12 protein-coding genes and 1 pseudogene are annotated in these 18,919 nt (G+C 65.1%); 6 read left to right on the top strand and 7 right to left on the bottom strand.

Features of this window, described 5'->3' with window-relative positions:
- Positions 1-70: 70 nt before the first annotated feature.
- Entirely contained in the window at positions 71-2,020 is a 1,950-nt protein-coding gene (locus JNB89_RS07990; RefSeq protein ID WP_013338865.1) for an ATP-binding cassette domain-containing protein, read from the bottom strand.
- Between the two features lie 135 nt (positions 2,021-2,155).
- Between JNB89_RS07990 and JNB89_RS07985 the strand changes: the two genes are divergently transcribed.
- Positions 2,156-2,635 carry a glutathione peroxidase gene (locus JNB89_RS07985; protein WP_013338866.1) on the top strand — a complete coding sequence of 160 codons (480 nt, stop codon included), beginning with the start codon at positions 2,156-2,158 and terminating at the stop codon, positions 2,633-2,635.
- A 23-nt stretch (positions 2,636-2,658) separates the two neighbouring features.
- Here the strand turns inward: JNB89_RS07985 and JNB89_RS07980 are convergent, their stop codons facing one another.
- From JNB89_RS07980 to dapC, 6 genes are all read right to left on the bottom strand, one after another.
- Entirely contained in the window at positions 2,659-4,233 is a 1,575-nt protein-coding gene (locus JNB89_RS07980) for a cardiolipin synthase (protein ID WP_220361852.1), read from the bottom strand.
- A gap of 328 nt (positions 4,234-4,561) precedes the next feature.
- A complete protein-coding gene (gene prmB / locus JNB89_RS07975) occupies positions 4,562-5,446 on the bottom strand; it encodes a 50S ribosomal protein L3 N(5)-glutamine methyltransferase (protein WP_135894482.1) in 885 nt (294 codons plus the stop codon).
- Positions 5,447-5,493: 47 nt separating this feature from the next.
- A complete protein-coding gene (dapE, locus tag JNB89_RS07970; protein ID WP_220361851.1) occupies positions 5,494-6,633 on the bottom strand; it encodes a succinyl-diaminopimelate desuccinylase in 1,140 nt (379 codons plus the stop codon).
- A gap of 223 nt (positions 6,634-6,856) precedes the next feature.
- Complete coding sequence (locus JNB89_RS07965; protein ID WP_220361850.1) at positions 6,857-7,222, bottom strand: ArsC family reductase; 366 nt, start codon at positions 7,220-7,222, stop codon at positions 6,857-6,859.
- Entirely contained in the window at positions 7,222-8,049 is an 828-nt protein-coding gene (gene dapD / locus JNB89_RS07960; protein WP_013338871.1) for a 2,3,4,5-tetrahydropyridine-2,6-dicarboxylate N-succinyltransferase, read from the bottom strand. Before dapD ends, JNB89_RS07965 begins: the two co-directional genes overlap by 1 nt.
- A gap of 114 nt (positions 8,050-8,163) precedes the next feature.
- Positions 8,164-9,381, bottom strand: a complete 1,218-nt coding sequence (gene dapC / locus JNB89_RS07955) for a succinyldiaminopimelate transaminase (protein ID WP_220361849.1) — start codon at positions 9,379-9,381, stop codon at positions 8,164-8,166.
- A gap of 404 nt (positions 9,382-9,785) precedes the next feature.
- Here dapC and JNB89_RS07950 point away from each other — a divergent pair.
- The 5 genes and pseudogenes from JNB89_RS07950 to def all read left to right on the top strand — a co-directional run.
- Positions 9,786-10,727: pseudogene (locus JNB89_RS07950) on the top strand (DMT family transporter); the annotation flags it as partial.
- A gap of 460 nt (positions 10,728-11,187) precedes the next feature.
- Positions 11,188-14,706 (top strand): chromosome segregation protein SMC, encoded by a 3,519-nt coding sequence (gene smc, locus JNB89_RS07945; RefSeq protein WP_220361847.1) that lies wholly within the window; start codon positions 11,188-11,190, stop codon positions 14,704-14,706.
- A gap of 115 nt (positions 14,707-14,821) precedes the next feature.
- Positions 14,822-16,129, top strand: a complete 1,308-nt coding sequence (locus JNB89_RS07940) for a cell division protein ZipA C-terminal FtsZ-binding domain-containing protein (protein WP_220361846.1) — start codon at positions 14,822-14,824, stop codon at positions 16,127-16,129.
- Between the two features lie 186 nt (positions 16,130-16,315).
- Positions 16,316-18,382, top strand: coding sequence for an NAD-dependent DNA ligase LigA (ligA, locus tag JNB89_RS07935; RefSeq protein WP_220361845.1), 2,067 nt, complete (start codon positions 16,316-16,318; stop codon positions 18,380-18,382).
- Entirely contained in the window at positions 18,379-18,912 is a 534-nt protein-coding gene (gene def, locus JNB89_RS07930; protein ID WP_013338878.1) for a peptide deformylase, read from the top strand. The genes ligA and def overlap by 4 nt, the downstream gene beginning before the upstream one ends.
- Positions 18,913-18,919 lie beyond the last annotated feature (7 nt).

Genomic DNA, 18,919 nt, shown 5'->3' with positions numbered 1-18,919 from the left:
AGCGGAGAACGTTGCAGATGACAAGGCCAACCTCTCGTCGATGCCGGCGCGGATCGCGGGGCGCGCGCCGCTAGCCGATTTGTTCGAGTTCCTCGTGCGTCTCGAGCCATTCGGCTTCGAGCGTCTCGAGGCGCGCGTTCACGTCTGCCTGACGGCGAATGGCCTCCGTCAGTTTGCTTTTCTGGGCGGGCTCGTAACTGGCCGGATCGGCGACGAACGCGTCGAGCGTCGCTTTTTCCGCGTTGAGTCCCTCCATTTCTTTCTCGATCTTGCTGATGCGGTTCTGCAAAGGCTTCTTCAGATGCGCGAGCTTCTGCCGCGATTCCGCTTCGAGCCGGCGTTGCTCTTTGCGGTTCACGCCGCTGTCCGCGCCGCCCACGCCGGCCTCGCCGCCGGTGGGCGCGTTGCCCGCCTTCAGCGCCGCGCGCTGCTCGGCTGCGTGTTGCAGCAGCCAGTCCCGGTAATCGTCGAGATCGCCGTCGAATTCCTGCAGACGGTGCTTTGCGACCAGCATGAACTGATCGGTCGTGGCACGCAGCAAATGCCGGTCGTGCGACACCAGAATGAGCGTGCCTTCGAATTGTGCGAGGGCCATGGTGAGCGCGTGGCGCGTTTCCAGGTCCAGGTGGTTGGTCGGTTCGTCGAGTAGCAGCAGGTTCGGCTTTTGCCAGATGATCAGAGCGAGTGCGAGCCGCGCCTTTTCGCCGCCGGAGAACGGCGCGATCTTCGACGTGGCCATGTCGCCGGAGAAATTGAAACTACCGAGGAAGTCGCGCAGTTCCTGCTCGCGCGTGTCCGGTGCGAGGCGCGCGAGGTGCTGCAACGGCGTGTCGTCGGCGCGCAGCGTTTCGAGTTGATGCTGTGCGAAATAGCCGATGCGCAGGCCCTTGCCCTCGCGCACGTGCCCGCCGAGCGGCGCGAGCGTGCCGGCGAGCGTCTTGATCAACGTGGACTTGCCTTGGCCGTTCGCGCCGAGCAAGCCAATGCGCTGGCCGTTCTGGATAGACAGCATGACGCGCTCGACGATCGGAATCTCCGCCCCGTCTTCAGCGTGGTAGCCGCAGCGCACGTCTTCCATCACCATCATCGGATTGGGCGCCGAATCGGGCGTTCGGAATTCGAAGGTGAAGGGCGACGCGGCGTGCGCCGGCGCGATCAGTTCCATCTTTTCGAGCGCCTTCACGCGGCTTTGAGCCTGACGGGCCTTGGTGGCCTGCGCCTTGAAACGATTGATGTAGCTCTGCAGATGCGCGACCGTGCGCTGCTGCTTTTCGTACGCGCTTTGTTGCAGCGCGATCTGCTGCGCGCGCAACACTTCGAATTGCGAGTAATTGCCGCCGTAACGCTTGATCTGCTGTTGCTCCAGATGCAGTGTGACGTTGCAGACCGAATCGAGAAATTCGCGGTCGTGCGAGATCACGATGAGCGTGCCCGGATAGCGGTGCAGCCAGTCTTCGAGCCAGACAATGGCGTCGAGATCCAGGTGGTTGGTCGGTTCGTCGAGCAGCAGCAGGTCTGAGCGGCACATCAGCGCCTGCGCGAGGTTCAGGCGCATACGCCAGCCGCCCGAGAAGCTGCTGACCGGCTCGCGCGTCTGTTCGAGGGTGAAGCCGAGGCCAAGCAGTAGCGCCTCGGCACGGGCTGGCGCCGTGTAGCCGTCGGCGTCCGCGAAGGCGGCATGCGCTTCCGCTTCGGCCGCGCCGTCGTGCGCGGCGGAGGCCGCGGCAATGCGCGCTTCGATGGCGCGCAACGCGGCGTCGCCGTCGAGCGTGTAGGCGAGCGCGGTCTTGTCCGCGGCGGGCGTTTCCTGGGCGACATGCGCGATCTGCCACGTCGGCGGAATCGAGAAATCGCCGCCGTCCGCATGCAGTTCGCCGAGCAGCACGGCAAACAGAGTCGACTTGCCCGCGCCGTTCGCGCCCACGAGGCCGGCCTTTTCGCCCGGATTCAGCGTGAAGGTGGTGTTGTCGAAGAGCGGCTTGGTGCCGCGCGCGAGGCTGAACTGGTTAAAGCGGATCACAAGGAGGCCGGCTGGAGAAAAACGCCTATTTTAGACTGCCGGGAATCACACCGGGCTCTTAGCCGGCATCGGCCGTTCGGCCGACTGTACCGCCCGCGCTTTTGACATAGACTGACGGCTTTCGTGGGAGAGCACATGACATCGATTTATTCTTTTTCGGCCCGCACGCTAGGCGGCGACGAAGTGAGTCTCGCGCAGTACGAAGGCAAGGTGCTGCTGATCGTCAACACGGCGAGCGAATGCGGGTTCACGCCGCAATACGCAGGCTTGCAGAAGCTCTACGACACCTACGCGGCGCGCGGGCTCACGGTGCTCGGCTTTCCATGCAACCAGTTCGGCAAGCAGGAACCGGGCGACGCGGCGCAGATCGGCAGCTTCTGCGAGAAGAATTACGGCGTGACCTTTCCGATGTTCGACAAGGTCGACGTGAACGGCGCGAACGCGCATCCGCTGTTCCGCTATCTGACGGGCGAGGCGCCGGGTCTGCTCGGCCTCGAAGCGATCAAGTGGAATTTCACGAAGTTCCTGATCGGCCGCGACGGCAATGTGGTCAAGCGCTATGCGCCGCTCACCAAGCCCGAGGCGATTACCGAGGACATCGAAAAGCTGTTGTGAAAGCGGCGCCGCGTGGCGACGCGTCAGAGTATGGGCGAGAAAAGCCGGGCCACGTGCATCAGCACGCGCCGCACGGCGCTTGCCTGGCGGTACTCGTTGCGGTCTATCTCGCGTGATTGCGCGAAGTCCGCGAGCAGCATGGTTTCCACTTCCTGCGCGAATGTCTGATCGACGGTCAGCACCATGATCTCGAAGTTGAGCCGGAACGAACGGTTGTCGAGATTGGCGCTGCCCACCGCTGCGGCCACGCTGTCGATCAGCACGACCTTCTGATGCAGGAACCCCGGCTGGTAGCGAAAGATGCGAATGCCCGCGCGCAGCGAATCGTAAGCGTAGAGTTTCGAGGCTTCGAACACCACCACGTGGTCGCGCCGCGCGGGAATCAGAATGCGCACGTCGACGCCGCGCAGCGCCGCGAGCCGCAATGCGGAAAACACGGCTTCGTCGGGCACTAGGTAGGGCGTGGTGATCCAGATGCGCTCGCGCGCCGCGTTGATCGCTTCCACGAAAAAGAGCGAGCAGGTTTCCTGCTTGTCGGCGGGGCCGCTCGGCACGACGAGGCAGTGCATGTCGTGGTTGGGTGTCGCGCTCGTGGAGGCGCTGCTCGACGCGTTGCTGGACGCAGCGTGGTGCGCAAAGTTCGGCGCCGCAGGTGAGGCGGGCGCGTCAGAGGCGCATGACGCGTTGCTGGCGTCATTGGGGTCATTGCGGTCATGGGCGTCATGGGGCGGCACGTCGAGTTGGGGCAACTGCTGGGTCGCCCAGTACCAGTCCTCGGTAAACACGAACTGGATGCTCGCGACCGCCGGCCCGCGGACTTCGATGTGCGTGTCGCGCCACGGCGAAAGCGGCGGCTTGCCGCCCAGATACTCCACGCCGACATTGTGCCCGCCCACAAACGCGCGCTCGCCGTCCACGGAAACGATCTTGCGGTGATTGCGGAAGTTCAGTTGCAGCCGGTTGACGAACAGGCGATTGGTGGCGAACGGATGCGTTTCCACGCCGCCCGCGCGCAACGACGCCACGTAGCGATGCGGCAGATCGAAGCTGCCGATGCTGTCGTAGAGAAAATAGACGCGCACGCCTTGTTGCGCCTTGGCGATCAAGGAGTCCTTGAACATTTCGCCCAGCGCATCGTCGCGGACAATGAAAAACTGCACGATGATGTAATGGCGTGCCTGCTGGATGGCCTCGAAAATCGCCTCGAAGGTGGCGGCGCCGTTCACCAGCGTGCGCACGAAATTGCCCGGCAGAAAGGGCATGCCGCCAAGCCGCGTAAGCGAATGCACGAGCCTGCCGCCCAGCACGTGCGCGGGCAGTTGCGCGGACGAAGCGAGCTTGTCCCACTGCGGCGGATGCGCGTGGGTGCGCAGCAGTTCATTTTCGACGCGGCGCGCGTCGGCGTAACCGGCGAACTTGCTGCGTCCGAGAAAGAGGTAAGGGACGAGCGTCAGGTAAGGCATGGCGACCAGCGACACCGCCCACGCAATAGCGCCTTGCGACGTGCGGGTGTTGAGAATCGCGTGGCACGCTGCGATGACGCCGAGTACATGGGCGAGGGCCACCAGCGTGCCGACGTGAAGCAGGTCGAATTGCATAGGCGAGCGAAAGGTTGGGCGAGTAGCTGCAGCGGGTCGCGGGGCGAACGCGGGCAGCTCGCGAGCTAACGGCGCTCATCTTACCGAACGCGGCGGAGTTGGGGTGATGGTGAGGCCTGCGGGCGGGCGGCGTGTGGGCGCAGAGGCAGCAAAGGCAGCAAAGGCAGCAAACGCAGCAAAGGCAGCAAAGGCAGCAAACGCAGCAAAGGCAGCAAACGCAGCAAACGCCGGCGGTGCGCCGCGCGAAGGTCGCCCCCGGAAACGCGCGCCGGCCGCAAGGGTCGTCGTCACCGCCGCGCGCTGCCGGGGCCGCAATATCGTCAAGTTTCTAGACCGGGAGATCCGCGGCCTGGATCAGGAACACGTTGTCGTCGCCGGCACTCGTCGACAGCCAAACGAGATTCAGCCCGCCGAAGGCGGCCTCGACGTGATGGCGCTCGTTGCCGATCTCGATCACGAGCACGCCGTCTTCGGTCAGCCAGTTGCGTGCGTCCGCAATGATTCGCCGTACGATGTCCATGCCGTCGGCTCCGCCCGCCAGCGCCATTTCCGGCTCGTGCTTGTACTCGGCCGGCAACTCCTGCATCGACGCAGCGTTCACATACGGCGGATTGCTGATGATCACGTCATAGCGGCGTTGCGCGAGCGGCGCATACAGGTCGCCTTCGAACAGCGCGATGCGGTCCTCGAGCTTGTAGTCCGCCACGTTACGCGCGGCAACTTCCAGAGCCGGCGCGGAGAGATCCACCGCGTCGATGTCCGCATTCGGAAACGCGTGGGCCGCGAGAATGGCGAGGCAGCCCGAGCCGGTGCACAACTCGAGCACGCCGCTCACCTGTTCGGGGTCTTCGACATACGGTTGCAGCCCGTCCTGCAGCAGCTCGCCGATAAACGAACGCGGCACAATCGTGCGTTCGTCGACGTAAAAGCGAAAGCCGTGCATCCACGCTTCCTGCGTGATGTAGGCAGCCGGCACACGCTCGGTGGCGCGGCGCTCGATCACGTTCAGCACCGCGTCGATTTCCGCCGCCGAAAGGCGCGCGTCCATGAACGGCTCGAGCAGATCGAGCGGCAGATGCAACGTGTGCAGAATGAGGTAAGCCGCTTCGTCGTAAGCGTTGGCCGAGCCGTGGCCGAACGACAGGCCGGCCTGGTTGAAACGCGACACCGCGAAGCGCAGCAGGTCGCGGACAGTGGAAAAGGGCAGCGTCATCGCAATAGTCCTCGGGTGTGCCTGGAATGTGCCTGGAAATGCCGGGCTCAGGCGATCAGTTGTTCAAGCACGCGGCGATACACGTTCTTCAGCGGCTCGATATGTGCGACTTCGATATGTTCGTCGATCTTGTGAATGCTGGCGTTCAACGGGCCGAACTCGACCACCTGTTGGCAGATGCGCGCGATGAAGCGGCCGTCCGAGGTGCCGCCGGTGGTCGAGAGTTCGGTCGTCACGCCGGTTTCGTCCTTGATCGCTTTGGCGAGCGCACTCGACAGCTCGCCGTGCGGCGTGAGAAACGGCAGGCCGCTCACGGTCCATTGCAGATCGTAGGCGAGACCGTGTCTGTCGAGAATCGCGTGGACTCGCTGCTGCAGACCGTCCACGGTGCTCGCCGTCGAAAAGCGGAAGTTGAACATGACCTCGGCGTGGCCCGGAATCACGTTACTCGCGCCCGTGCCGCTGCGGATGTTCGACACCTGCCACGTGGTGGGCGGGAAGTATTCGTTGCCGTCGTCCCAGCGTTCGGCGACCAGTTCGGCGAGCGCCGGCGCGAGCAGATGCACCGGGTTCTTAGCCAGATGCGGGTAGGCGATGTGGCCTTGCACGCCCTTCACCACGAGCTTGCCGGACATCGAGCCGCGCCGGCCGTTCTTCACCGTATCGCCGAACTGCGCGCTGGAGGTCGGCTCGCCGACAATGCAGTAGTCCATGCGCTCGCCGCGCGCCTGCAGCGCTTCCACGACCTTGACGGTACCGTCGGTGGCGGGGCCTTCTTCGTCGCTCGTGATCAGGAAGGCGATCGAGCCGCGATGCTGGGGGTGCGTCGCGACGAACTCTTCGCTGGCGACCACGAAGCCCGCGATCGAGCTTTTCATGTCGGCGGCGCCGCGGCCGTACAGCTTGCCGTCGCGATGAGTCGGCACGAACGGCGCCGAATGCCATTGATCCAGCGGGCCGGTGGGCACCACGTCCGTGTGGCCGGCAAAGGCGAGCAGCTTGCCCGCATGGCCGTCGACGCCGCGTTTGACGGCCCACAGGTTCGTGACGCCGTTCGATTCGATGGTTTCGTGCTCGAAGCCGAGCGCGGACAGGCGCTCGATCAGCAGGCGCTGACAATGCTGGTCGTCGGGCGTGACGGAGGCGCGCGCGATCAGTTGTTCGGTAAGGGCAAGGGTGCCGGACATGGATTCAGTACAAGCCACTTGAAAATGAAAAAATGCCGGCGGGCGGTGTAGCACCGCAGCCGGCAACAGCTTTTGACCCAACGCGGCCGGGGCGGGCCCGCACGCGATAGCGCGGCCTGTGAGGGAGGCGCGCCAGGTGCTCATGATTGCGGCGCGCTTTGACGAAGAGCGCTGCGTTCACGAAAACCACGCCGCGCTCACGCAAACAGCACCGCCCGGCGCTTCACGCGAACAACGCCGCGTATTCGTCCGGTGAAAACCCGAGCGACTTCACTCGCCCGTTCACCACCAGCAGGGGCCGCTTGATCACCGAAGGCTTGTGGATCATCAACGCGATGGCGCCCGGCTGCGTTTCGGCGGCGGCCTTCATGTCGTCCGACAGGCCTCGCCACGTGGTGCCGCGACGGTTCAGCAGCGCGTCGAGCTTCACGTCCTTCAGCCAGTCCTGCACGAGCGGCTCCGTCACGCCGGCCTTCTTGAAGTCGTGAAATTCGAACTCCACGCCGTGCTCAGCGAGCCACACGCGGGCTTTCTTGACGGTGTCGCAGTTCGGAATGCCGTAGACGACAGTTTTGGTGCCGCGTGCCATCAGTCGCCTCGCAGCAGCTCGTTCAGGCCGACCTTCGCACGCGTCTTCGCGTCGACCTTCTTCACGATCACGGCGCAGTAGAGGCTGTGCGAACCGTCCTTAGACGGCAGGTTGCCCGCCACCACGACCGAGCCCGCAGGAATGCGGCCATACGTGACTTCGCCCGTTTCGCGGTCGTAGATCTTGGTGCTCTGGCCGAGGTACACGCCCATCGAAATGACCGAGTTTTCCTCGACGATCACGCCTTCCACCACTTCCGAACGCGCACCGATAAAGCAGTTGTCTTCGATGATGACCGGGTTCGCCTGCAGCGGCTCCAGCACGCCGCCAATGCCCACGCCGCCCGACAGGTGCACGTTCTTGCCGATCTGCGCGCACGAACCGACGGTTGCCCACGTGTCGACCATCGTGCCTTCGTCGACATAGGCGCCGATGTTGGTGTACGACGGCATCAGCACGACGTTCTTCGCGATGAACGAGCCGCGCCGCGCGATGGCGGGCGGCACCACCCGAAAGCCGCCGGCCGCGAAGTCTTCGGCGCTGTAGTTGGCGAACTTCGAGGGCACCTTGTCGTAGAACTGGCTGTAGCCGCCGGCCGGCATCGGCGCGTTGTCTTCGAGGCGAAACGACAACAGCACGGCTTTCTTCAGCCATTGATTGACGACCCAGTCGCCGTCCTTCTTCTCGGCCACGCGCAGCGCGCCCTTGTCCAGTTGCTCGATGGCGTGGGCGACGGCTTCACGCACGTCTGCCGGAGCGGCCTTGGGCGACAGCTCGGCGCGGTTTTCCCAGGCGGTGTCGATAATTTGCTGAAGTTGTTGCGACATATGCGTGCTTTTCTGAAGAGTTGAAATCGGAAGAATGGCGGCGAGGCGTGGGCGTCAGCCGGAGACCGGAGACCGGACACCGTGGACACGAACCGGACGCCGGCCGCGCGAAACTCAGCCCGCGAGCCCGCGGCAAAAACTGACGATTCGTTGCGCGCCCTCTGTGCATTCGTCGACGTCGGCAACGAGCGCCATGCGCACGAAATTGCGGCCGGGGTTCACGCCGTGCGCGGTACGCGCGAGGTACGAACCGGGCAGAACCGTCACATTATAGTCGGCGTAAAGACGCTGGGCGAACGCGGTATCCGTGAGACCGGTGCGCGAGACCTCTGCCCACAGGTAGAACGCGGCGTCAGGCAGACGCACGTCGAGCACCTCGGCGAGCATGGGCGTGACGGTCGAGAACTTTTGCACGTATTTGGCGCGGTTCTCGCGCACGTGCGCTTCGTCGTTCCAGGCCGCGATGCTCGCGCTTTGATAGACCGTGGACAACGCCGCGCCGTGGTACGTGCGGTACAGCAGGAAGTCTTTGAGGATGGCAGCGTCGCCGGCCACGAAGCCCGAGCGCATGCCCGGCACGTTCGAGCGCTTGGAGAGGCTCGACAGCATGACGAGCCGCTCGTAGCCGCGGCCGAGCTGGTGCGCGGCCTGAAGCCCGCCGAGCGGCGGATTCGCTTCGTCGAAATAGATCTCGGAGTAGCACTCGTCCGAAGCGATCACGAAGCCGTGACGGTCCGACAGCGCGAAGAGTTCGCGCCAGTCGTCGAGCGTGAGCACGGCGCCCGTCGGATTGCCGGGCGAGCAGACGTACAGCAGCTGAGTGCGCGCCCACACCTCGGCGGGCACCGCCGAATAGTTGCACGCGAAGTTGCGCGCCGGATCGCTGTTCACGAAGTACGGCGCGGCGCCCGCGAGAATCGCCGCGCCTTCGTAGATTTGGTAGAACGGGTTCGGACAGAGTACGATCGCAGGCTCGCCCTGCGCGTTGCGCCTGGGGTCGATGACCGTTTGCGCGAGGGCGAACAGCGCCTCGCGCGAGCCCGACACCGGCAGCACCTGAGTGGCCGGATCCACGGGCGGCAGCCCGTAGCGCTGCGTGACCCAGTTCGCAATCGACTCGCGCAACGGCAAGGAGCCGAGCGTGGCCGGATAGGCGGACAAACCGCCGAGCGAGGCGATCACGGCGTCGCGTATCAACGCGGGCGTCGGATGTTTCGGCTCGCCAATGCCGAAGCTGATATGTGCGAAGCCGGCAGCCGGCGTGACGTCTTTGAAAAGCGAGCGCAGCTTTTCGAACGGATAGGGCTGAAGGGAGTCGAGTAGCGGATTCACTGGGCGGATCGGGCCTGATCGAAGAGGGCGCGCAACGAGGTACGACGGCGCATGCGGTTTTGCGTGCTTTTGCGCAGTGCCCGGCGCCGATGTCCCGTCAGGCAACTGGAAGCGGCGGCGGGACCGCAGCGGCGGCGGGCAAAGGATTATAGCGTGGCGCGCCGCGGCGCGGGTCAGGCGTAAGGCAGACAGCGCAAAGCGCGCAGGCGGCGTGCGGCGCCAGGACGATGCGCCGGCTGGCCGGTTCACGTGGCAATACAAGCAGGAGCAGCGATGTACGCAGGAGTCGAGGAGATGTCGGCAGGACGCAGCGGCAGAGGCAGAGTCGAAAAGGCCGCTGCCCCGGCCGCCAACAGCAATATGGGCATGAGCGGCATCGAGAAGATAAGCGGGAGCCCGTCGCCATGACCAACTGGCTTCGGACAGGCTGGCCGACGCTCGCCATCATGCTGGGCGCCTCCGTGTGGGGAATGATCTGGTATCCGTTGCGGATGCTGGCCTCGCTTGGCGTCACGGGCACGGCCGCGAGCGCGCTGACGAGCGGCGCCGGTTGCCTCTTCGTGCTGATCGTGCGTCGCGGCGCGATCCGGACCGTGCGCTGGCACTGGCTGCTGCCGGCTCTCGCGCTCGCCGCGGGCATCACGAACCTCGGTTTCGTGTGGGGCTCGATCCACGGGCAAGTCATGCGCGTGCTGCTGCTGTTCTATCTGACACCGGCCTGGACCGCGCTCTTCGCGCACTTCATTCTTCATGAGCGGCTGACCCGGTCCGGCGTGGGTCTCGCCGCGCTGTCGCTTGCGGGCGCGGTGACCATGCTGTGGTCGCCAAAGGCCGGCATTCCGCTGCCGGCCAATCTCGCTGAATGGGCGGGACTTGCGGGCGGAATGGGCTTTGCGATGAGCAACGTGCTGATCCTGAAGACGAGCCGGATCCTGCCGCAGATGAAGCCGGAGATGCGCACCGCGACCATCTTCGGCGGCGCGGCGCTATTCGGCGCGTGCGCGTCGCTGTTCGAGGCGATGCCCGCGCCGCCCGCCGGCGCGCATCTGGTGAGCGCCGCGTGGCTCGTGCTTGGCCTTGGGTTCCTGCTCGCGTCGAACAACATGCTGGTGCAGTATGGGCTCGCGCGCGTGCCGGCCAACCGCGCCTCGATCATCATGCTGTTCGAGCTCGTGGTCACGGCGCTTTCCGCATGGCTATTTGCCGGCGAGGCGCCAGGCCCTCGCGAATGGGCGGGCGGTGCGTGCATCGTGCTCGCGTCGGCATTGTCAAGCTGGGTGCATCGCACCAACGCGCTGCCGTCCGATCCCGCCAATCAGGACGCAGGCGGCGCCGAAGCCGGCGGTCTAGGCGTCCACCTTGCCTCTGGCGACCGCACCGTCCATATCGACGACGGGCTTCGCAGCAAGCATCTCGAGCGCGATGACCGCGGCGACCGTGGCGACCGCGACGGCAGCGGCGACCATGAGAAGCGCGACGGCCTGGAGAAGCGCGACCGCAGCGACGACCGCAGCGACCATCGGGACGACCGCGGCAACCAACCCGACGACCGCAGCCCCGAGCGTAGCAACCATCGCAGCAATCAACACGAGCCCGAGGACGGTCAGCACCGGCAGGGCAAGAACCGCCCACGCGCGATGGTATGATTGCCCCTCATTGGCCGACGCAGGCGCGACCCGCTTGCAGTCGGCACTTCAATTCCCGAGGGCTGGCAAGGACCGCCGAGCGTATCGCCGCAGCAGCGAACGGCTCGCGCGGCCTTCGCGAGCCACCTATTATTTTTCCTTCTCAAACAGCGAAATCGCCGTGCGTCTGACCTCGATCAAACTCGCTGGATTCAAGTCATTCGTCGATCCCACGCATTTCCAGGTTCCCGGCCAGCTAGTCGGCGTGGTCGGACCGAACGGATGCGGCAAGTCCAACATCATCGACGCCGTGCGCTGGGTGCTCGGCGAGTCGCGCGCTTCGGAGCTGCGCGGCGAGTCGATGCAGGACGTGATCTTTAACGGTTCGACGGCGCGCAAGCCCGGCAGCCGTGCGAGCGTCGAGCTCGTGTTCGACAACGCGGACGGCCGCGCCGCCGGCCAGTGGGGCCAATACGCGGAGATCGCCGTGAAACGCGTGCTTACGCGCGACGGCACCTCGAGCTACTACATCAATAACCTGCCGGCGCGTCGCCGCGACATTCAGGACATTTTCCTCGGCACGGGCCTCGGGCCGCGCGCCTACGCGATCATCGGGCAGGGCATGATCGCGCGCCTGATCGAAGCGAAGCCGGAAGAACTGCGGGTGTTTCTCGAGGAAGCCGCAGGCGTCTCCAAGTACAAGGAACGCCGCCGCGAAACCGAGAATCGTCTGCATGACACGCGGGAAAATCTGACGCGGGTGGAGGACATCATCCGCGAGCTAAGTACCAATCTGGAAAAGCTCGAAGGGCAGGCGGTGGTCGCCACGCGCTACAAGGAACTGCAAAGCGACGGTGAGGAGAAGCAGCGTCTGCTGTGGCTGTTGCGCAAGAACGAAGCGGGCAGCGAACAGGAGCGTCAGAAGCGCGCCATCGAACAGGCGCAGATCGACCTGGAGGCGCAGACCGCGAGGCTGCGCGACGTTGAAGCGCAGCTCGAAACGCTGCGCGTTGCGCATTATTCCGCGAGCGACGCGATGCAGGGCGCGCAAGGCGCGCTCTACGAGGCGAATGCCGAAGTGAGCCGGCTCGAGGCGGAGATCAAGTTCATCGTCGAGTCGCGCAATCGCGTGCAGGCGCAAATCGCCGCGCTCAGCGCGCAGCGCGAGCAGTGGCAAGCGCAGGCTGAAAAGGCGCAAGGCGATCTCGAAGACGCCGAGGAACAACTTGCCGTCGCCGAAGAAAAAGCGGTGCTCGCCGAAGAAGAAGCCGCTGCAAAGCACGACGCAATGCCCGCGCTCGAAGCGCGCTGGCGCGACGCCCAGGCGGAACTCAACACCGAGCGCGGCGGTATCGCGCAGACCGAACAGGCGCTCAAGCTCGAAGCCGCGCATCAACGCAATGCCGACCAGCAATTGCAGCAGTTGCAACAGCGTCAGGAGCGCCTGAAGGTGGAGGCCGGCGGCCTCGATGCGCCGGATGAAGCGCAGCTCGAAGAGTTGCGCATGCAACTCGCGGAGCACGAAGAGATTCTGCATGACGCACAGGCGCGTCTCGGAGAGGCGCAGGAAACGCTGCCGCGTCTGGACGCAGAGCGCCGCGCCGCGCAGGAACGTGTGCAGGCCGAAAGCGCGCAGATTCATCAGCTCGACGCGCGCCTTGCCGCGCTCAAGCAGTTGCAGGAGAACGTGCAGACCGAGGGCAAGATCCAGCCATGGCTCGAAAAGCACGAGCTGGGCGGCTTGCCGCGCCTGTGGAAGAAGCTGCACGTCGAGGCCGGTTGGGAAACCGCGCTGGAAGCCGTGCTGCGCGAGCGCCTCGCCGCGCTCGAAGTGTCGAATCTCGACTGGGTCAAGGCTTTCGCGACCGACGCGCCGCCCGCCAAGCTGGCGTTCTACGCGCCGCCTGCTGCCGGCCAGCCGGTGGCGGCGCCGCCCACGTTGCGGCCGCTGCTGTCGCTCGTGCGTATCGACGACGCCGGCATCCGAGCAGTGCTCAACGACTGGCTGGGCCTTGCGTTCGTCGCCGACGACCTGCAGCAGGCGCTTGGCATGCGCTCGCAGTTGCCGGAAGGCGGCTCGTTCGTCGTCAAGGCTGGGCACGTGGTGACGCGCGTCGGCGTGCAACTGTATGCGGCCGATTCCGAGCAGGCCGGCATGCTGGCCCGTCAGCAGGAAATCGAAAATCTCGCGCGTCAGGTGCGCGCCCAGGCGCTGCTCGCCGACGAAGCGAAGGCCGCCGCGATCCGCGCCGAAGCCGCGCACTCGCAAGCCGCACAGGCGTTAACCGAGGTGCGTCAACAGGCCGAGCGCGCGACGCAACGCGTGCACGCGCTGCAACTCGACGTGCTCAAGCTCACTCAGGCGCACGAGCGCTACACACAGCGCAGCACGCAGATTCGCGAGGAACTCGAGGAAATCAACGCGCAAATCGAGGAACAGCGCGCGCTGCGTGCAGAGTCCGAAGCGAACTTCGAGCGTTACGACGGCGAGCTCGCGGAGTTGCAGGCCCGTTTCGAAGATCATCAACTGGCTTTCGAGGCGCTCGACGAAGAGCTGAGCGCCGCACGCGGCCAGGCGCGCGATCTGGACCGCGCTGCCACGGACGCGCGGTTCGCCGCGCGCAACATGGCCAATCGCATCGACGAACTCAAGCGCAGCATTCAGGTTGCGCACGAGCAGAGCGAGCGCGTCGCGGCCTCGCTCGAAGACGCGCGTGCCGAGCTCGAAACGATCAACGAACAGACGGCGCACACCGGCTTGCAGGACGCGCTCGACATCCGCGCGGTGAAGGAAGAGGCGTTGCACGCCGCGCGCCTCGAACTGGACGATCTGACCGCCAAGCTGCGCGCCGCCGACGAAACGCGTCTGTCCACCGAACGCGCATTGCAGCCGCTGCGCGACCGCATCAACGAATTGCAGCTGAAGGAACAGGCCGCGCGCCTGAACGCCGAACAGTTCATCGAGCAACTGGCTGCGGCCGGCGTGGACGAAGCACAGTTGCAGGCGAAGCTCACGCCGGACATGAAGCCTTCGTATCTGCAAGGCGAGGTCACGCGAATCAACAACGCGATCATTGCGCTCGGTCCTGTCAACATGGCCGCGCTCGACGAACTGAAGGCGGCCACGGAGCGCAAGACCTTCCTCGACTCGCAGTCGGCCGACCTGACGAGCGCGATCGAAACGCTCGAAGACGCGATCCGCAAGATCGACGCCGAAACGCGCACGCTGCTGCAAGGCACGTTCGACGAGGTGAACCGTCATTTCGGCGAGCTGTTCCCGCGTCTTTTCGGCGGCGGCCAGGCGAGGCTGATCATGACCGGCGACGAGATTCTCGACGCCGGCGTGCAGGTCATGGCGCAGCCTCCGGGCAAGAAGAATTCGACGATTCACCTGCTGTCCGGTGGCGAAAAAGCGCTAACCGCGACCGCGCTGGTGTTCGCGATGTTCCAGCTGAATCCCGCGCCGTTCTGTCTGCTCGACGAAGTGGACGCACCGCTTGACGACGCCAACACCGAACGTTTCGCGAACCTCGTGCGCGCGATGTCGGACAAAACCCAGTTCCTTTTCATCTCGCACAACAAGATCGCGATGGAAATGGCGCAGCAACTGATCGGCGTGACAATGCAGGAGCAGGGCGTGTCGCGCATCGTTGCCGTCGACATGGAAACGGCTGCGGGTTTCGCCCAGAATATCGTTTGAGTTTCGTTTGAATCATGGAAGCGCGGGCGCCCGCGCACAGCGCTGCGGCCGCCGGCTGCGCGACACGCGGGCGGGCGAGAAGCCGCGCACGTAAAGAATTGCTGATGGAGCATGCATGGACGAGTTGACACTCGGTTTGATCGGCGCGGGTGCCGTGGTGGTCGGGGGCGTGGTTGTGTATAACGCGTGGCAGAGCGCCAAGGTGCGCCGCAAGATGCCGCGGCCTATGCCGGCGGACTCGGCGGAGAATTTCGCGCGCGACGACCACGAGGAGCAGAGCCCGTTCATCGAACCGGCCCGGCCAACCACCCGCCGCGAGCCGGTGGTCGGCGCGCAAGCGGCGGCCGACCCCGCGTCCGCGCGGGTCGAACCGACGTTCGGCGCGCCGGCGGGCGCCGCGCCGCTCGATACGCCGGCGGACATTCAGGCCGAGACCACTACGCCCAACGGCTTCATTTCCGCAGACGACGAAGACGGCGCGCAACGTGGCGCGAGCACCGAAGCGAGCAGAGACGCCGCTGCACCAACTGCCGCACAAGCCTCGGGCGAGCCCGACGAAGAGATCGAGCCGATCCTGCCCGCTGCGACCACGATCTCGTCGGCGCCGCCGGCCATCGTCGATCGGCGCATCGACTGCATCGTGCCGATCCGTCTGAACGGACCGGTGGCGGGCGACAAGGTGATCCCGCTTGCGCAACGCCTGCGCCGCGCCGGCAGCAAGCCGGTGCATATAGAAGGCAAGCTGGAAGGCGGCGCGTGGGAGCTGCTGCAAAACGGCGCGCGCTACGAAGAGCTGCGCGCGGCAGCGCAACTGGCCAACCGCAGCGGTGCGCTCAACGAACTCGAGTTCTCCGAATTCGTGACGGGCGTTCAGCAGTTCGCGGACGCGCTCGACGCAGCGCCGGAATTTCCGGACATGCTCGAAACCGTTGCGATGGCGCGCGAGCTGGACGGTTTCGCCGCGCAATGTGACGCGCAGTTGTCGATCAACGTGCTCTCGGACGGTGCGCCCTGGTCGGCGAACTACGTTCAGGCGGTCGCCTCGCAAGACGGCTTGCTGCTCTCGCGCGACGGCACGCGCTTCGTCAAGCTCGACGCGCGCCAGAGCCCGGTGTTCATGCTGCAATTCGGCGACACCAACTTCCTGCGCGACGACCTCACCTACAAGGGCGGCCAGATGATCACGCTGGTGCTCGACGTGCCGGTGGCCGACGAAGACATCCTGCCGTTCCGCCTGATGTGCGACTACGCGAAATCGCTCGCGGAGCGCATTGGCGGCCGGGTAGTGGACGACGGCCGCCGGCCTTTGCCGGAGACCGCGCTGCTCGCCATCGAAAAGCAGTTGATGACGCTCTACGCCAAGCTCGAGCAGGCCGGCATTCCGGCCGGCTCCCCGGCCACGCGGCGCCTCTTCAGCCAGTAACCGACTGCTGCTGGTCCATGTTACCGACGGCCGCGCAACGCGCGGCCGTTGTCGTTTTCGCGAAGCCGTCGCGGGCACTTTAGCGCAGTCGTGCGCCTGGCGAAACCTGGCCATTCGGCCGATGTAAAGGGGCACGCTTCCTGCGATAATCCAGTGTCCGATTTCACTGAAGAAGCGTCCCACAGCATGGCTCGAACTCCCGCCTCGAATCCGGCAACCAGCGCTCCGGCCGAACGCGCGGCGTGGCTGCGCACGGAACTTGAACGCGCCAACTACGCGTACTACGTGCTGGACCAGCCTGATCTGCCCGACGCGGAATACGACAGGCTGTTCAAGGAACTGGAGAGCATCGAGGCGGAGCATCCGGAGCTCATCGTGCCTGATTCGCCCACTCAGCGCGTGGGCGGTGAAGCGGCAAGCGGCTTCCAGCCGGTGGTTCATGACCAGCCCATGCTGTCGCTGAACAATGGTTTCGCGGACGAAGACATCATCGCGTTCGACAAGCGCGTGGGCGACGCACTCGGCAACAATGCGAAAGAGCCGCCGGTGCCGGTCGACTACGCAACAGAGCTGAAATTCGACGGGCTCGCGATTTCGCTGCGCTATGTCGACGGCGTGTTCGTGCAGGCCGCGACTCGCGGCGACGGCACCACGGGCGAGAACGTCACCGAAAACATCCGCACGGTTCGCTCTATCCCGCTCAAGCTCAAAGGCAAGCGCGTGCCGCACATACTCGACGTGCGCGGCGAAGTGCTCATGTTCAAGCGGGACTTCGAGCGCCTGAACGAGCGTCAGCGTGCGGCGGGCCACAAGGAGTTCGCGAATCCGCGCAATGCGGCCGCGGGCAGCTTGCGTCAGCTCGACTCGAAAATCACCGCGCAGCGGCCGCTGTCTTTCTTCGCATATGGCATCGGCGTGCTCGACGGCATGGAAATGCCGGCTACCCACAGCGAACTGCTCGACTGGTACAAGGAACTGGGTCTGCCGGTCAATGCCGAGCGCGCGGTGGTGAAGGGCGCCGAAGGTTTGCTGGCGTTTTTCCGCGCGGTGGGCGAGAAACGCGACAAGCTGCCGTATGACATCGACGGCGTGGTGTACAAGGTCAACCGGCGCGACGAACAGGAAGCGCTTGGCTTCGTGTCGCGCGCGCCGCGTTTTGCCCTTGCGCACAAATTCCCCGCGCAGGAAGCGCTGACGAAGCTCGTCGCAATCGACGTGCAGGTTGGGCGCACCGGCGCGATCACGCCGGTCGCGCGGCTCGAGCCGGTGTTCGTCGGCGGCGCCACCGTCACGAATGCGACGCTGCATAACGAAGACGAAGTGCGCCGCAAGGACATTCGCATTGGCGACACGGTCATCGTGCGGCGTGCCGGCGACGTGATCCCGGAGGTGGTAAGCGCGCTGCTCGACCGGCGCCCCGCAGACGCTCGCGAATTCGTCATGCCCACGCATTGCCCCGTGTGCGGCTCGAACATCGAGCGGCTGCCTGACGAGGCGATTGCCCGCTGCACCGGCGGCCTCATCTGTCCGGCGCAGCGCAAGCAGGCGCTGTGGCACTTCGCGCAGCGGCGCGCCATGGACATCGACGGCCTGGGCGAGAAAATCATCGACCAGCTGGTCGAACAGAACCTGGTGCGCACGCCCGCCGACCTGTTCAATCTCGGCTTTGCGACGCTCGCCGAACTCGACCGCTTCGCCGACAAATCCGCGCAGAACCTGCTCGACTCGCTAGAAAAGGCCAAGCACACTACGCTGGCGCGTTTTATCTACGCGCTGGGCATCCGGCATGTGGGCGAATCCACGGCCAAAGATCTGGCCAAACACTTCGGCTCGCTGGACCCGATCATGGATGCGTCGGTGGAGGCGCTGCTCGAGGTCAACGACGTCGGGCCGGTGGTCGCGGAGTCCATCCACCAGTTTTTTGCCGAAGAGCACAACCGCACGGTGATCGAGCAATTGCGCGCGCCGGGCAAGGTGACGTGGCCCGAAGGCCCGCCCGCGCCCAAGGCGCCGCAAGGCGTGCTGGCCGGCAAGACGATCGTGCTGACCGGCACGTTGCCGACCCTTTCTCGCGAAGACGCGAAGGAAATGCTCGAGGCGGCCGGCGCGAAAGTGGCCGGGTCCGTGTCGAAGAAGACAGACTATGTGGTGGCAGGGGCCGAAGCTGGCAGCAAGTTGGCGAAGGCCGAGGAACTCGGCATTCCCGTACTCGACGAAGATGGTATGCGTAAGCTCCTGGAGGGGCAGTCATGATCCGCGAAATTCTCAAGATGGGCGATCCACGCCTGCTGCGTATTGCCGATCCGGTCGATCATTTCGACACGCCGGAATTGCATGAGCTCATTAAAGACATGTTCGAGACCATGCACGATGCGAACGGGGCGGGGCTGGCCGCGCCGCAGATTGGCGTGAATCTGCAGGTGGTGATTTTCGGTTTCGGCAGCAACGAGCGCTATCCCGATGCGCCGCCAGTGCCGGAAACGGTCCTGATCAATCCGACCATCACGCCGGTTTCGCTGGATATGGAAGAGGGTTGGGAAGGTTGCCTGTCGGTGCCGGGCCTGCGCGGGGCGGTCAGCCGTTTTTCGATGATCAAGTATCACGGCTTCGACCAGTATGGCAAGCCGATTGACCGCGTCGCCGAGGGCTTTCATGCGCGGGTGGTCCAGCACGAATGCGATCACCTGATCGGCAAGCTGTATCCGATGCGGATCACTGATTTCGCCAAGTTCGGCTTTACCGAAGTGCTGTTTCCGGACATGGATCCGAATAGCGACGACTGAGTAGCGA

The sequence above is a fragment of the Paraburkholderia phenoliruptrix genome (genome assembly GCF_019511605.1).
Classification (GTDB): domain Bacteria; phylum Pseudomonadota; class Gammaproteobacteria; order Burkholderiales; family Burkholderiaceae; genus Paraburkholderia; species Paraburkholderia phenoliruptrix_A.
The sequence above is the reverse complement of the archived record's forward strand: the minus strand, read 5'-3'. Positions and strand labels throughout refer to the sequence as shown.

Excerpts from the sequence above, each read along its gene's own strand:
- JNB89_RS07985 (WP_013338866.1), top strand. The coding sequence starts at position 2,156 with ATGACATCGATTTATTCTTTTTCGGCCCGCACGCTAGGCGGCGACGAA.
- JNB89_RS07980 (WP_220361852.1), bottom strand. The coding sequence starts at position 4,233 with ATGCAATTCGACCTGCTTCACGTCGGCACGCTGGTGGCCCTCGCCCAT.
- prmB (WP_135894482.1), bottom strand. The coding sequence starts at position 5,446 with ATGACGCTGCCCTTTTCCACTGTCCGCGACCTGCTGCGCTTCGCGGTG.
- dapE (WP_220361851.1), bottom strand. The coding sequence starts at position 6,633 with ATGTCCGGCACCCTTGCCCTTACCGAACAACTGATCGCGCGCGCCTCC.
- JNB89_RS07965 (WP_220361850.1), bottom strand. The coding sequence starts at position 7,222 with ATGGCACGCGGCACCAAAACTGTCGTCTACGGCATTCCGAACTGCGAC.
- dapD (WP_013338871.1), bottom strand. The coding sequence starts at position 8,049 with ATGTCGCAACAACTTCAGCAAATTATCGACACCGCCTGGGAAAACCGC.
- JNB89_RS07940 (WP_220361846.1), top strand. The coding sequence starts at position 14,822 with ATGGACGAGTTGACACTCGGTTTGATCGGCGCGGGTGCCGTGGTGGTC.
- ligA (WP_220361845.1), top strand. The coding sequence starts at position 16,316 with ATGGCTCGAACTCCCGCCTCGAATCCGGCAACCAGCGCTCCGGCCGAA.
- def (WP_013338878.1), top strand. The coding sequence starts at position 18,379 with ATGATCCGCGAAATTCTCAAGATGGGCGATCCACGCCTGCTGCGTATT.